The sequence below is a fragment of the Clostridium sp. SGI.024 genome (genome assembly GCF_050315195.1).
GTDB lineage: Bacteria > Bacillota > Clostridia > Clostridiales > Clostridiaceae > Clostridium.
The window spans coordinates 1-13,698 of record NZ_JBNPON010000010.1 but is presented as its reverse complement, the minus strand read 5'-3'; the positions used below and the strand labels follow the sequence as shown (position 1 = coordinate 13,698).

Annotated in this window: 15 protein-coding genes; all 15 read left to right on the top strand. The window is 29.4% G+C overall.

Going from position 1 to position 13,698, the window contains the following annotated elements:
- Nucleotides 1-145 precede the first annotated feature (145 nt).
- A complete protein-coding gene (rpiB, locus tag ACQRD5_RS05110; protein ID WP_291628154.1) occupies nucleotides 146-610 on the top strand; it encodes a ribose 5-phosphate isomerase B in 465 nt (154 codons plus the stop codon).
- Nucleotides 611-636: 26 nt separating this feature from the next.
- Complete coding sequence (upp, locus tag ACQRD5_RS05105; RefSeq protein ID WP_291628156.1) at nucleotides 637-1,266, top strand: uracil phosphoribosyltransferase; 630 nt, start codon at nucleotides 637-639, stop codon at nucleotides 1,264-1,266.
- A 270-nt stretch (nucleotides 1,267-1,536) separates the two neighbouring features.
- Entirely contained in the window at nucleotides 1,537-2,688 is a 1,152-nt protein-coding gene (wecB, locus tag ACQRD5_RS05100) for a non-hydrolyzing UDP-N-acetylglucosamine 2-epimerase (protein WP_291628158.1), read from the top strand.
- Between the two features lie 119 nt (nucleotides 2,689-2,807).
- Nucleotides 2,808-3,989, top strand: coding sequence for an acetyl-CoA C-acetyltransferase (locus tag ACQRD5_RS05095; RefSeq protein ID WP_291628160.1), 1,182 nt, complete (start codon nucleotides 2,808-2,810; stop codon nucleotides 3,987-3,989).
- A gap of 448 nt (nucleotides 3,990-4,437) precedes the next feature.
- Entirely contained in the window at nucleotides 4,438-4,800 is a 363-nt protein-coding gene (locus ACQRD5_RS05090; protein WP_291628162.1) for an ATP synthase subunit I, read from the top strand.
- A complete protein-coding gene (locus tag ACQRD5_RS05085) occupies nucleotides 4,801-5,499 on the top strand; it encodes a F0F1 ATP synthase subunit A (protein ID WP_320901722.1) in 699 nt (232 codons plus the stop codon).
- A 64-nt stretch (nucleotides 5,500-5,563) separates the two neighbouring features.
- Nucleotides 5,564-5,794: an ATP synthase F0 subunit C gene (gene atpE / locus ACQRD5_RS05080; protein ID WP_320901724.1), complete on the top strand. Its 231-nt coding sequence runs from the start codon at nucleotides 5,564-5,566 to the stop codon at nucleotides 5,792-5,794.
- Between the two features lie 39 nt (nucleotides 5,795-5,833).
- Complete coding sequence (locus tag ACQRD5_RS05075; protein WP_291628184.1) at nucleotides 5,834-6,316, top strand: F0F1 ATP synthase subunit B; 483 nt, start codon at nucleotides 5,834-5,836, stop codon at nucleotides 6,314-6,316.
- A complete protein-coding gene (locus tag ACQRD5_RS05070; RefSeq protein WP_320901726.1) occupies nucleotides 6,316-6,855 on the top strand; it encodes a F0F1 ATP synthase subunit delta in 540 nt (179 codons plus the stop codon). Before ACQRD5_RS05075 ends, ACQRD5_RS05070 begins: the two co-directional genes overlap by 1 nt.
- Before the next feature lie 10 nt (nucleotides 6,856-6,865).
- Nucleotides 6,866-8,380: a F0F1 ATP synthase subunit alpha gene (gene atpA, locus ACQRD5_RS05065; protein ID WP_291628170.1), complete on the top strand. Its 1,515-nt coding sequence runs from the start codon at nucleotides 6,866-6,868 to the stop codon at nucleotides 8,378-8,380.
- A 126-nt stretch (nucleotides 8,381-8,506) separates the two neighbouring features.
- Nucleotides 8,507-9,358: an ATP synthase F1 subunit gamma gene (gene atpG, locus ACQRD5_RS05060; RefSeq protein WP_291628171.1), complete on the top strand. Its 852-nt coding sequence runs from the start codon at nucleotides 8,507-8,509 to the stop codon at nucleotides 9,356-9,358.
- Nucleotides 9,359-9,373: 15 nt separating this feature from the next.
- The gene (gene atpD, locus ACQRD5_RS05055; RefSeq protein ID WP_320901728.1) at nucleotides 9,374-10,765 is read left to right on the top strand and encodes a F0F1 ATP synthase subunit beta; all 1,392 of its coding nucleotides are present in this window, start codon (nucleotides 9,374-9,376) and stop codon (nucleotides 10,763-10,765) included.
- 11 nt (nucleotides 10,766-10,776) lie between these two features.
- The gene (locus tag ACQRD5_RS05050; RefSeq protein WP_320901730.1) at nucleotides 10,777-11,181 is read left to right on the top strand and encodes an ATP synthase delta/epsilon chain alpha-helix domain-containing protein; all 405 of its coding nucleotides are present in this window, start codon (nucleotides 10,777-10,779) and stop codon (nucleotides 11,179-11,181) included.
- A 503-nt stretch (nucleotides 11,182-11,684) separates the two neighbouring features.
- Nucleotides 11,685-12,332 carry a hypothetical protein gene (locus ACQRD5_RS05045; RefSeq protein ID WP_320901732.1) on the top strand — a complete coding sequence of 216 codons (648 nt, stop codon included), beginning with the start codon at nucleotides 11,685-11,687 and terminating at the stop codon, nucleotides 12,330-12,332.
- 21 nt (nucleotides 12,333-12,353) lie between these two features.
- The gene (gene murA, locus ACQRD5_RS05040) at nucleotides 12,354-13,613 is read left to right on the top strand and encodes a UDP-N-acetylglucosamine 1-carboxyvinyltransferase (RefSeq protein WP_427746546.1); all 1,260 of its coding nucleotides are present in this window, start codon (nucleotides 12,354-12,356) and stop codon (nucleotides 13,611-13,613) included.
- Nucleotides 13,614-13,698 lie beyond the last annotated feature (85 nt).

The following is a 13,698-nucleotide window of genomic DNA, read 5'->3' as shown; positions in this document are numbered from 1 at the left end:
GGAGGGGGAAACCTTTCCTTTTTTTTTAAGCAATGTGAATTAGTTTTAAATTATGCTATATAATATTGCGAAAATATAGTGAAAATGCTAGATAAGTAAACTTATATATCATATTTTTATAATATTATAGTTGGGAGGAGTAGCAATGAAGAAGATAGCAATTGGATCTGATCATGGAGGCTTTGAACTTAAGGAAGAAATTAAGAACTTCTTATTAAAAGAAGGATATGAAGTTAAAGATTTTGGAACTAATTCAAATAGTTCTTGTGATTATCCAGATTATGCAATACCAGTTGCAGAAGCTGTAGTAGCAAAAGAATTCGAATTTGGTATTTTAATATGTGGAACAGGAATAGGAATTGGAATTGCAGCAAATAAGGTGCCTGGAGTTAGAGCAGCACTGTGCTCAGATACTTTTAGTGCACATGCTACAAGAGAACATAATAATGCAAATATATTGACATTAGGTCAAAGAGTAGTTGGACCTGGATTAGCTTTAGATATAGTAAAGACATTTTTAAACACTGAATTTGAAGGCGGAAGACATCAAAATAGAATTGATAAAATTGAGGAAATAGAAAAAAGTTTAATAAATAAAAAAATAAAATAAATTTAAATGCTATAGGAGGAAGTTAAATGAGTAAAGTAACTCAAATTGATCACCCATTAATATTACACAAACTAGCTTTTATTAGAAGTAAGGAAACAGGTTCTAAGGATTTTAGAGAATTAGTAGAAGAAGTATCAATGCTTATGGCATACGAAGTAACTAGAGATTTAAGTACTGAAGAAGTGGAAATAGAAACTCCAATATGCAAAACTAAATGCAAGATGCTTTCAGGTAAGAAGGTTGCAATAGTACCAATATTAAGAGCTGGATTAGGTATGGTAGATGGTATGTTAAAACTTATACCAGCAGCTAAAGTTGGACATATTGGATTATATAGGGATGAAGAAACTCTTCAACCAGTTGAATATTTTTGCAAGTTGCCTCAAGATATAGCAGAAAGAGATATAATTGTAGTAGATCCTATGCTTGCAACAGGTGGATCAGCTACAGATGCAATAACTATGTTAAAGAAAAGAGGAGCTAAAAACTTAAGACTTATGTGTTTAATTGGCTCTCCAGAAGGAATTGAATTTGTACAAAAGGAACATCCAGATGTAGATATATATGTAGCTGGAATAGATGAAAAATTAAATGAACATGGATATATAGTTCCAGGACTCGGAGACGCAGGAGACAGATTATTTGGAACTAAATAATCTAGTATAGTGGAGCTGCTAAAATAGTTTCACATTAAAAATGTAGAAGTTAAAGAAGAGGATTATTTAAATAATTTGAAAAAATAATATCTTAATTAGACAAGGAGATAAATACATATAAAGGCGACTTAGAATTACTAGGTCGTAATGAATATGATATTTATTTCCTTTATTTGTTTATTTAAAGTATAATGTGTATAATGAAATTAGAAATATAGGATAATAGATATAAGTTTATAACAATAAACAATATATTGGGAGGAACCTTAAATGAAAAAGAAAAAAATAATAACTATATTTGGGACGAGGCCAGAAGCAATAAAAATGGCTCCTTTAGTAAAAGAATTAGAAAAAAGAGAGGGAATTGAATCTAAAGTTTGTGTTACAGCTCAACATAGAGAAATGCTAGATCAAGTTTTGGATCTATTTGATATAAAACCAGATTTTGACTTGAATATAATGAAGAGTAAGCAAACATTAACTGGAATAACAAATAAGGTTTTAGAAGGGTTAGAAGAAGTTTTTATTGAAGAAAAACCAGATATGATATTAGTTCATGGAGATACTACAACTACATTTTCAGGTGCACTTGCAGCCTTTTATCAACAAATAAAAGTAGGGCATGTAGAAGCTGGACTTAGAACTTTTGATAAGTATTTTCCTTTTCCAGAAGAAATGAATAGAAAGCTTACAGGAGCTTTAGCAGATTTACATTTTGCTCCTACAAAGAGTTCAAAGGAAAATCTCTTAAGAGAAGGTGTTAAAGAAAGTGATGTATTTATAACTGGAAACACTGTTATAGATGCCATGCTTCATACTGTTAAAGATAATTATAAATTTGAAAATCAATTATTAAATGAAATAGATTTTGAAAATAAAAAAGTAATTATGATAACTGCCCATAGAAGAGAAAACTGGGGAGAAGGAATAGAAAATATTTGTGATGCATTAAATAAAATAGTTGAAGAAAATAAAGATGTAGAATTAGTTTATTTAGTTCATCTAAACCCTGTTGTAAAAGATGTAGTTACAAAGAAACTAGGAAATAAAGAAAGAATACATTTACTTCCTCCATTAGATACTAAAGAAACTCATAACTTAATGAACAAGTGCTTTATGGTAATGACTGATTCAGGTGGATTACAAGAAGAAGCACCTCATTTAGGAAAACCTGTTTTAGTATTAAGAGATGTTACAGAAAGACCAGAAGCAGTAGTATATGGTACTGTAAAATTGGTTGGAACTGATATTAATAAAATAGTAAGTGAAGCTAATATATTAATAAGAGAAAAAGATGAATACACAAAAATGAGTAAAGCTGCAAATCCGTATGGAGATGGATTAGCTTCTAAGAGAATTGCAGATATTATAGAGAATTATTTTGGCATAAATAGTATAAAAATCGAAGAGTTTTTAAGGTAGTTTTGTAAAAATTAATAATATTAAGAAAATTAGGTTGAATAAAAGGGTAAAAGTGGTATAATTAACTTATATGTTAATCGTTTAATATTTTATATGATTAAATAGAAGGAGATGTGAATATGAGAGAAGTTGTTATTGCAAGTGCTGTGAGAACTCCAGTCGGTTCATTTGGTGGAGCGTTAAAGGATGTTTCAGCAGCTGATTTAGGAGCTTTAGTTATAAAAGAAGCTGTAAATAGAGCAGGAATAAAAGGTGAATTAGTAGATGAAGTTTTAATGGGGAATGTTATACAAGCTGGTCTTGGACAAAATATTGCTAGACAATCAACAGTTAAGGCTGGTTTACCAGTAGAAGTTCCAGCTATGACAATAAATATGGTGTGTGGATCAGGACTTAGAACTGTTTCATTAGCAGCTCAAATGATTAAAGCTGGAGATGCTGATATAATCGTTGCTGGAGGAGCAGAGAATATGTCTCAAGCTCCATATGTATTAAAATCAGCTAGATGGGGCCAAAGAATGGGCGATGGAAAAATGGTTGATGCAATGATTAATGATGCTTTAACAGATGCATTTAATAATTATCACATGGGTGTTACTGCAGAAAACATCGCTAAACAATGGAATTTAAGTAGAGAAGAGCAAGATGAATTTGCTTTAAATTCTCAATTAAAAGCTGAAGCAGCTATTAAGGCTGGAAAATTCAAAGAAGAAATAGTTCCAGTTGTAATACCTCAAAGAAAAGGTGAACCAAAGGTATTTGATACAGACGAATTCCCAAGATTCGGCGCTACTATGGAAGGATTAGCAAAATTAAGACCTGCATTTATTAAAGATGGTACTGTAACTGCTGGTAATGCATCAGGAATAAATGATGGAGCTGCAGCATTTGTAGTTATGAGTGCAGAAAAAGCTGAAGAGTTAGGAATTACTCCTTTAGCTAAAATTGTATCTTATGGACAAAAAGGATTAGATCCTACAATTATGGGATATGGACCTTTCCATGCTACTAAGAAAGCATTAGAAGTAGCAAACTTAAAAGTAGAAGACTTAGACTTAATAGAAGCAAACGAAGCTTTTGCTTCACAAAGCTTAGCAGTTGCTAAGGATTTACACTTTGATATGAGCAAAGTAAATGTAAATGGTGGAGCTATTGCATTAGGACATCCAGTTGGTGCTTCAGGTGCAAGAATACTTGTTACATTACTTCATGAAATGCAAAAGAGAGATGCTAAAAAAGGTTTAGCAACTTTATGCATAGGTGGAGGAATGGGAACTGCACTTATAGTTGAAAGAGAATAGAATTACTTAATTGCCCTCGATTATTCGGGGGCATTTTTTATTTTATGAATTATATATTAAATTTTAGAGAATAATAAAAAAGAAATATGAATGAATCTTTTTTAAGTATTCATCTGCTTAATATTAAGTAAATTTTAAAAATATAAAAAGTATATTTTCAAACAAAAAGACGAAAAATGAATATAAACTAGAAGAGTTGAAAATGTTATCAATAAAAAATGGAAAAAATATTTTTATAACAAATTTTCTGAAAAATGAAGTAGGGGGCTAAATGGGAATAGTATTTTAAGATAATAGGAAAAAAAATGAAGTTAGTTAAGCAAAAGAGATATAAATCCCTATAATCATGTAAAATAAAGTAATAATCTGATAAATAAACTTATTTACGGTTTTCATTAATTATTTTAGAGTAATATAATAACAAGAGTTAGTTAGGAGTGAAGATAAAATGAGTAGAGAAATGAAAGATATTATTTCTAAGATGATAAAATATGATTTAGTAGCTGGTTTCATTTTTGTACTTGTATTATCTTTCTTCTTTAATTTAAAAGTGGCTCTTATATTTTTTCTTGGATTAATAATCTCTTTAATAAATACTACTATTAATGGACTAGTCATTGAGTATTCCTTATTAAGGGAAAAAATGATATTATTAACTCTAAGTTATATATTTAGAATAATTGTTATTGTTTTAATAGCATTGCCGTTTTTAAACAATTTAATACAACTTTTAGCCTATATTTCGGGATATTTAGCACATTTTTTATTTGTAACAATTTATTGGTTAAAGAAGGAGAAAGGAAGTGATTAGGTGGAACCACTAAAACCATTATGGTCATTTAATGTTGGATCCATAAAGATTGATATAGTGCCAGAAATAATAATACAATGGATAATTATTCTTATTATTGCAGCTATTGCAATATGGGCAACCAGAAATTTACCCCTTAGACCTAATAAAAAGCAAGTGGTAGTGGAGTATATTTATACTACATTAAGAAATGTAATAACAGCTAATATGGGAGAGGAATTTTTAGATGTTCTTCCCTTCATTGGAAGTCTAGCTGTATTCTTGTTATTTATGAATTTAACTGGCCTATTTGGATTACCAGTTCCAACAAAAAGCTTTAGTGTAACAGTTGGTATGGCTTTAGTAACTTTCTACATGGTGCAATATTACACTATAAGAAAATATGGCTTAAAGAGCTATTTTAAAGGATATACTTTCCCTATTGCATTAATTACTCCAATTAATATTTTGGAAAGAATAATGCTTCCCGTTTCATTAGCACTAAGATTATTTGGTAATATACTTGCTGCAACTTTTTTAGTTGAGCTATGCTATGAAGCTTTAGGACATATAGGATTTATTACACAGTTAGGAATACCTATACCATTACATGCATATTTCGATATATTTGATGGTGGTATTCAAACAGTAATATTTATCATGTTAACTATGATAAATATAAAGATGATAGCAGATCACTCAGGGCATACTGAGCACTAATAACAATAAAGTTTATTTTAATTTTAAATTATAAAAATGTATATATTTTAAGGAGGATTTTATTATGGAATTATCAATGAGAGCATTAGGAGCAGCAATTGCTGTATTAGTAGGTATAGGAGCAGCACTTGCAATAGGAAATGCAACAGGTAAAGCAGTTGAAGGGATAGCAAGACAACCAGAAGCTAGTGGAAAAATAACAACTGCATTAATGTTAGGATCAGCATTTGCAGAAGCAACAGCAATATACGGTTTATTAGTATCAATCCTTTTAATATTCTTTGGAGTAAAATAGTATTTTAGTACTCCAGAAGGGAGGCGATTATATATGTTAATGGAAATAAACCCTAGCACCCTTATAGCTACTATAATCAACTTTATAATACTTTTTGCAGTTTTGAAGTACTTCTTCTTTGAAAAGGTTCAAGCTATTATCGAAGAAAGAGAAAATCTTATAAATGAAAAGTTAGATTATGCTGATGAAGAAGCTGAAAAAGCTAGAATGATGGCTATAGAAAATGAAAGAATGTTAAAAAATGCAAGAGAAGAAGGTAAATTAATAACAGAAAGACATAAGCAAAAAGCTGAAAAAGTATATGAAGAAATAGTAAATGAAGCAAACCAAGAGGCGAAAATAATAATAGAGAGAGCTAAGGTTGAAATTAATAGAGAAAAAGAAAAAGTAGAAGACAATTTAAAGAGGGAAGCTATAGAATTAGCTATTGAACTTTCTAAGAAGGTAATAGAAAAGAATATTGATGAAGAAAAAAATAGAGAGTTAATTGGAGAATTTATAACTAAGGTAGGTAATTCATAATGTATGAATATTTAGACCGAAGATATGCTTTAGCCTTATATGAGGTAGCAGAAGAAAAAGATAAAGTTCAACAATATCTAAATGATTTATATGAAATATGTAATATTATAGAAACAAATAAAGATTTCTATGAAGTAATCAAGCACCCTCAAATTAGTACGAAAAAGAAAAAGAGGACCTTTATTAATATTTTTAAAGGTCATATAGATGAAGAATTATTATCATTTTTATTAATTCTTATTGAAAAAGATAGAATACTATACTTAAAAGAAAAGTTAGTTGAAATGGAAAAAATAGATCTAGAAAGAAAAAATACACTAAAAGGTATAGTTAAGACTACCATTCCATTAACTGAAGAAGAGTTTAGTAATCTAGTATCGACCTTAGAGAATAAATATAAAAAGCATATAATCTTAGAACAAATTATTGATGAAAAAATCTTAGGTGGAATATATGTTAGAGTTAATAATGATGTTATAGATGGAACAGTAAAATCTAAGTTAGATGAGCTAAAAGAATTAATGCTTAAAACAGAATAGAGGTGAAGGTATGAATATTAAGCCTGAAGAAATAACTTCCATAATTAAAAAAGAAATTGAAAGATATGAAAAAGAAATAAAAACAGTAGATTCAGGAACTATTATCCAAATTGGAGATGGTATAGCTAGAGTTTATGGTTTAGATGACTGTATGGAAGGTGAATTATTAGAGTTTCCAAATAATGTTTTCGGTATGGCATTAAATCTAGAACAAGATAATGTTGGTTGTGTTCTTTTAGGATCAGAAGAAGGCATTAGAGAAGGGGATATAGTAAAAAGAACTAATAAAATAGTTGAAGTTCCTGTTGGAGAAGCGTTACTTGGAAGAGTAGTAAATTCTCTTGGTGAACCTATTGATGGAAAAGGACCAGTAAATAATGCAGGTTATAGATCTATAGAAGTTCCAGCACCTAGTATTATTGATAGAAGTTCTGTAAATGAACCATTGCAAACAGGTATAAAGGCAATAGATTCTATGATACCAATTGGAAAAGGACAAAGAGAACTTATAATTGGCGATAGACAAACAGGTAAAACAGCTATAGCTATAGATGCTATATTAAATCAAAAAGGAAAAGATGTAATTTGTATATATGTTGCTATTGGTCAAAAACAATCAACAGTTGCAAATATAGTAAATACTTTGGAAGAATTTGGTGCTTTAGACTACTCAATAGTTGTAAGTGGTACAGCTTCAGAATCAGCTCCATTACAATATTTAGCACCTTATGCTGGATGTAGTATGGGTGAGTACTTTATGCATCAAGGAAAAGATGTTCTTATAATATATGATGATCTTTCTAAGCATGCTGTAGCTTACAGAACTATGTCACTTTTACTTAGAAGACCACCAGGTAGAGAAGCTTATCCAGGAGATGTTTTCTATATTCACTCAAGACTTTTAGAAAGAGCAGCTAAGCTATCTAAAGAAAATGGTGGAGGATCATTAACAGCTCTTCCAATAATTGAAACTCTTGCTGGTGACGTAACTGCATATATACCAACAAATGTTATTTCAATTACAGATGGACAAATATTCCTAGAATCAGATTTATTCCATTCTGGCCAAAGACCTGCAGTTAATGCTGGTATATCAGTATCAAGAGTTGGAGGAAATGCTCAAATTAAAGCAATGAAACAAGTTTCAGGTACTTTAAGATTAGAGTTAGCTCAATATAGAGAACTTCAATCCTTTGCTCAATTTGGATCAGACTTAGATAAGGATTCTAAGAAGAGATTAGAAAAAGGTAAGAGATTAGTAGAAGTATTAAAGCAAGATCAATATTCACCTATGGCAGTAGAAAAACAAATAGCAATTCTATATGCTGTAGTTAATGACTTACTATCAGACATTAAAGTTAGTGATGTTAGAAGATTTGAAAGTGAACTTTTAGAATATATGGATACTCACAATAGAGAGTTATTAAAGAAAATAGTTGAAGGTAAAGTCTTAAGTGATGAAATAAAGACTGAATTAGATAACTCAATTGTAGAATTCAAAAAATTATTCTTACAAGATGCATAACTTTATAATTAAAAATAAAGAGTGTAAAATGAAGAATTGAGGTAAAAACTCCTAAGGGAGTTTTTTAAACTAAATTATTAAATTAGCTGTCTTAAAGACAGCTCCAATTCTTTAGGAGGTGGAATCTTGGGATCAGCAGGACTTATAGAAATAAAAAGAAGAATAAAGTCAGTTGAAAGTACAAGAAAAATAACAAAAGCTATGAATGTTGTAGCCACTTCTAAACTTAGAAAAGTAAGGAAAGAGTTAAATGGTAGTGAAGATTACTATAATCTATCTGAAGAAATAGTTAATAAATTAGTAGCTTCATTACCAGAAGATTATGAAAGTTCCTTCATTAATACAAGGTCTAATGAGTTAGATAAGTTATATATTGTTATGACTTCAGACACAGGTCTTTGTGGAGGCTTTAATGGGAATGTAGTTAACAGTCTAAATGATATGATTGATGATAAAAGCTCAGCCAAAATAGTAGTAGTTGGATCTAAAGGGATTTCATACATAAGAAGGTATGGACTTTATACTGTAAAAGAATATGTTGAAATTCCAGATATTCCAACAATTAAAGAGGTAAGAGCTATATATGACGACGCAGTATTTATGTTTAAAAATGGTGAAGTAGGCGAAGTTAATTTAGTATTTACTGAATTCAAATCTGCTATAAAGCAAGAAGTTAAAATAGAAAAACTATTTCCATTAGAAATAAAAAGTGAAGGTTCAGAACAATTCTTAATAGAACCTAGTTTAGAAGAGGTTTTAGATTCTAGTTTAAATATATATTTCAAATGTAAAATAAGAAGAGCTATGCTGCATTCCAAAGTTAGTGAACAAAGTGCTAGAATGACTGCTATGGATGGAGCAACACAAAATGCCAATGATATCTTACAAGCATTAAATCTTAAGTATAATAGAATTAGGCAAGGAATGATAACTCAAGAAATATCAGAAATAGTAGGAGGGGCAGAAGCTCAAAAATAGTAAGGAGGGATTACTGTGCCTGGAAAAATAGGGAAGGTAGTTCAAGTAATTGGACCTGTAGTAGATATAAAATTTGATTCAGATTCGCTACCTAATATCTATAATGAAATTAGAATAGATATGGGAGAAAAGGAATTAATAGTTGAAGTTGAACAACATATGGGTGACGATATAGTAAGAACTATAGCTATGGAGTCAACAGATGGTTTAAAAAGAGGCATGAAAGCATTAGACATGGGAAGATGTATTTCTGTTCCTGTAGGAAAAGAAGTACTAGGTAGAGTATTTAACGTTTTAGGTCATCCTATCGATAATGCTGGCAAGGTAGAAATAAAAGAAATGTATCCAATTCATAGACCAGCACCAAGCTTTAAAGAACAATCATTAGAACCTGAAATGTTTGAAACAGGAATAAAGGTAATAGATCTTTTAGCACCTTATCAAAAAGGTGGAAAAATAGGTCTATTTGGTGGAGCTGGAGTTGGAAAAACAGTTTTAATACAAGAATTAATTAATAATATAGCTAAAGAGCATGGTGGACTTTCTGTATTTACAGGAGTTGGTGAAAGATCAAGAGAAGGTAATGATTTATACTATGAAATGAAGGAATCAGGAGTTATAGACAAAACTGCTCTAGTGTTTGGTCAAATGAATGAATCTCCTGGAGCTAGAATGAGAGTTTCATTAACTGGTCTTACTATGGCAGAATATTTTAGAGATCAAGGTCAAGATGTATTATTATTTATAGATAATATATTTAGATTTACTCAAGCGGGCTCTGAAGTTTCAGCTTTACTTGGAAGAATTCCTTCAGCTGTTGGTTACCAACCAACACTTGCAACTGAAATGGGTGCATTACAAGAAAGAATTACATCAACTAAAAATGGATCTATAACATCAGTTCAAGCAGTATACGTACCAGCAGATGACTTAACTGACCCAGCACCTGCTACTACATTTACTCACCTTGATGCAACAACAGTTTTATCAAGAAGTATTACAGAACTTGGTATATATCCAGCAGTTGATCCACTTGAATCAAATTCAAGAATATTAGATCCAAGAATTGTAGGAAGAGAACATTATGATGTAGCTACTGAGGTAAAAAATATATTAGAAAGATATAAAGAATTACAAGATATAATTGCAATACTAGGTGTTGATGAATTGTCTGATGACGATAAGAAGGTAGTTGCAAGAGCTAGAAGAGTTCAAAGATTCTTATCTCAACCATTTACTGTTGCAGAGCAATTTACAGGAATGCAAGGAAGATATGTTCCAGTAAAAGAAACAGTTAGAGGATTTAAAGAAATATTAGAAGGTAAATATGATACTTTACCAGAATCAGCCTTCCTTTTTGTAGGAACAATAGAAGAAGTTATAGAAAAAGCTAAAACCTTAGAATAGGGGATGTTGCTATGAGTAATATTTTTAAAATAACTATCGTTTCCCCAGGTAAAAATCTAATTAAATTAGAAGGGGAAGGATTAATAACATCTACTATTGATGGAGAAATTGAATTTAAGGCTAATCACGCCCCTGCAATTATAAGCACAATACCAGCTACAACAATAATAATTAATGGTTCTAATAAAGAAAGATTTTTTACATCATCTGGAATAGTATATATAAAAGATAATGAACTAAAATTTTGTTGTGACTCAGCAGAGTCAGCTATAGATATTGATAGGGAAAGAGCTTTAAAATCAAAGGAAAGAGCTGAAAAAAGAATAAATGAAAAGAAAAATATTGATATAGAAAGAGCTAAAAGAGCATTAGCAAGAGCAAATGCAAGGATTAGAACTTTAGATATTAATAATTAATTAAACGTATCTATAGAACTTTTAATATAGTGAAAATTAAAAATGTAGAATTATTGATGTAATTCTAAGGAAATTAATAATAATATATTTATTTTAAAACTCCTTTACTTCTGTATAGGAAGAGATAGATATTATGTTCTGGTGACTACAAGCCTATGAGGTCGCAAAGAATATAATATCTATTTTTTTTTTATAAATAATATCGAATAATTAATAAAAATAACTCTTAAAAGTTATATAAAATAGAATTGTTTTTTATATTTTGAACAAGCTATATATAAGATTAGCCTAAAAATACTACTAGCAAAGATCTTTATATTAAAATTAAAATTTATTCAATTAAATAATAAAATAGATGTTTAAAGAATAAATATTATAAAATTTTTAAGTATTGACAATTAATCACAAATTTCAACTAATTTTATATATTATAATATGACTATTATTTTTGAATAAAAAGAAAAAAACTGGACAATAATCATAAAAGAAAGGTAGGGGGAATCATGAGGAAGTATTTAATAGTATTACCTATATTAACCTTTGTTTTATTAATTATTGGAACAGTTCCAGTAAAATCTGAATTAATTTCAAAAGACTTTTATTTTTTAGAAGATAAAATAAAAAACTATGGAACCTTTAAAGAAAACGGAGTTAGATTGGAATATACTACAAAAAGTAGTGTAGAAGAAGAGATACTTAAATTAAAAAATAATTTTGAAAATCAATTTAAAGATGAGGTAAATATTGAGAAAAATACTATTTCTATAAGCAAAGATTATAGAGAGATAAAAGCAATAGTATGGAGTAATAAAGAAGATACAAAGGTTCAAATTACTTATGTAAATAATAACAATAAAATTACTACTAATCAATTAAAGAAAGAACTAGAACAAAATGAATATTTTGCAGCTAAAAATATAAAATATTTTAATTTTGTAAAGGTAAAAATAATAGAGGAGCAAAAGCAGAAAGTTTTAGACTTACTAAAGAGTAATATAGATGAAAAAACTTTAGAGGAACTAAATATTTTAAATGGAAAAGTTGCTAAAGGAATATTGATTGATGGAAGTAAAATTAATTTTTCATTTATGACTTATGATAAAGAAAACTATTTGGTTTTAGGAACACCAGTGATATTCATAACATACTAACAATATATAATGGAGGATAATATGGAAAAAATTATAGTTGAAGGTGGTAATAAACTAAGGGGTGAAGTGAATATTAGTTTAGCTAAAAATTCTGTTTTACCTATAATAATTGCAAGTATTTTAAGTCCAAATGACATAGTTATAAAAAATGCACCTATGTTAGAAGATGTAGTAGTATTAATAGATTTATTATCAAGTATGAATTGTAATATTGAAAGTAATGTAAACAGTGATCTTAAAATAAATACATCTAATTTAGAAAACACTAATATGAATAGTGAACTAATTAGGAAGATGAGAGCTTCTTTTTTAATTATGGGACCTATGTTATCAAGGTTTGGAAAATGTAGAATATCAATGCCTGGTGGATGCAATATAGGTAGTAGACCTATAGATTTGCATTTAAAAGGCTTTAAACTTTTAGGTGCAGAAGTAGACATGGAGCATGGTTATGTAGAAGCTAAAGCGAAAAGACTTAAAGGCAATAGAATATATTTGGACTTTCCATCTGTAGGAGCAACAGAAAATATATTAATGGCTGCTGTTTTAGCAGATGGAACAACTATTATAGAAAACGCTGCAGAAGAACCAGAAATTTGGGATTTAGCAAACTTTTTAAACTCAATGGGAGCAAAGATTCATGGAGCTGGTGTAGGTAAAATTACAATTGAAGGTGTAGAGTCATTAAAAGGAATAACTTATAAGCCTATATATGATAGAGTTGAAGCAGGTACATTTATGGTTGCAGCAGCTATAACAAATAGTAAAATTACTATAAATGGTGCAAATGAAGAGCATTTAAGACCAACAATAGAAAAGTTAAAAGAATGTGGAGTTATATTTGAAAATATAAAAGAAGATACTATTCTAGTAGATGGAACAAGAATAAAGGCACCGGTAGATATAAAAACACTTCCATATCCAGGATTTCCAACAGATATGCAAGCGCAAATGATGGCATTATTATCAGTTACAAAAGGTTCAAGCATTATTACTGAAACTGTGTTTGAAAATAGATTTATGCATGTTGCTGAACTAGTTAGAATGGGAGCAAATATAAAAATAGATGGCAGAACAGCTATAATAGAAGGTGTAGGAACCTTAACAGGATGTGATGTTAAGGCAACAGATTTAAGAGCTGGAGCTGCTATGATATTAGCAGGACTAGTAGCTCAAGGAAAAACAGAAATCAGTGAATTATATCATATCGATAGAGGCTATGTTAATATAGAGGAAAAATTCAGAAAATTAGGAGCTAATATATATAGAATAGAAAAATAATATTAGTTTAAATAAATACTTTAATTTAAATTTAATACTCTATATTTTTATTAAGGAGTTGCAGAAAGAGCAACTCCTATAATTT

Bases quoted from the DNA above. Each gene is read 5' to 3' on its own strand.
- wecB (WP_291628158.1), top strand. From the start codon at position 1,537: ATGAAAAAGAAAAAAATAATAACTATATTTGGGACGAGGCCAGAAGCA.
- ACQRD5_RS05075 (WP_291628184.1), top strand. From the start codon at position 5,834: ATGGAAATAAACCCTAGCACCCTTATAGCTACTATAATCAACTTTATA.
- ACQRD5_RS05070 (WP_320901726.1), top strand. From the start codon at position 6,316: ATGTATGAATATTTAGACCGAAGATATGCTTTAGCCTTATATGAGGTA.
- ACQRD5_RS05095 (WP_291628160.1), top strand. From the start codon at position 2,808: ATGAGAGAAGTTGTTATTGCAAGTGCTGTGAGAACTCCAGTCGGTTCA.
- rpiB (WP_291628154.1), top strand. From the start codon at position 146: ATGAAGAAGATAGCAATTGGATCTGATCATGGAGGCTTTGAACTTAAG.
- atpE (WP_320901724.1), top strand. From the start codon at position 5,564: ATGGAATTATCAATGAGAGCATTAGGAGCAGCAATTGCTGTATTAGTA.
- ACQRD5_RS05090 (WP_291628162.1), top strand. From the start codon at position 4,438: ATGAGTAGAGAAATGAAAGATATTATTTCTAAGATGATAAAATATGAT.
- ACQRD5_RS05045 (WP_320901732.1), top strand. From the start codon at position 11,685: ATGAGGAAGTATTTAATAGTATTACCTATATTAACCTTTGTTTTATTA.
- upp (WP_291628156.1), top strand. From the start codon at position 637: ATGAGTAAAGTAACTCAAATTGATCACCCATTAATATTACACAAACTA.
- ACQRD5_RS05050 (WP_320901730.1), top strand. From the start codon at position 10,777: ATGAGTAATATTTTTAAAATAACTATCGTTTCCCCAGGTAAAAATCTA.
- murA (WP_427746546.1), top strand. From the start codon at position 12,354: ATGGAAAAAATTATAGTTGAAGGTGGTAATAAACTAAGGGGTGAAGTG.
- atpA (WP_291628170.1), top strand. From the start codon at position 6,866: ATGAATATTAAGCCTGAAGAAATAACTTCCATAATTAAAAAAGAAATT.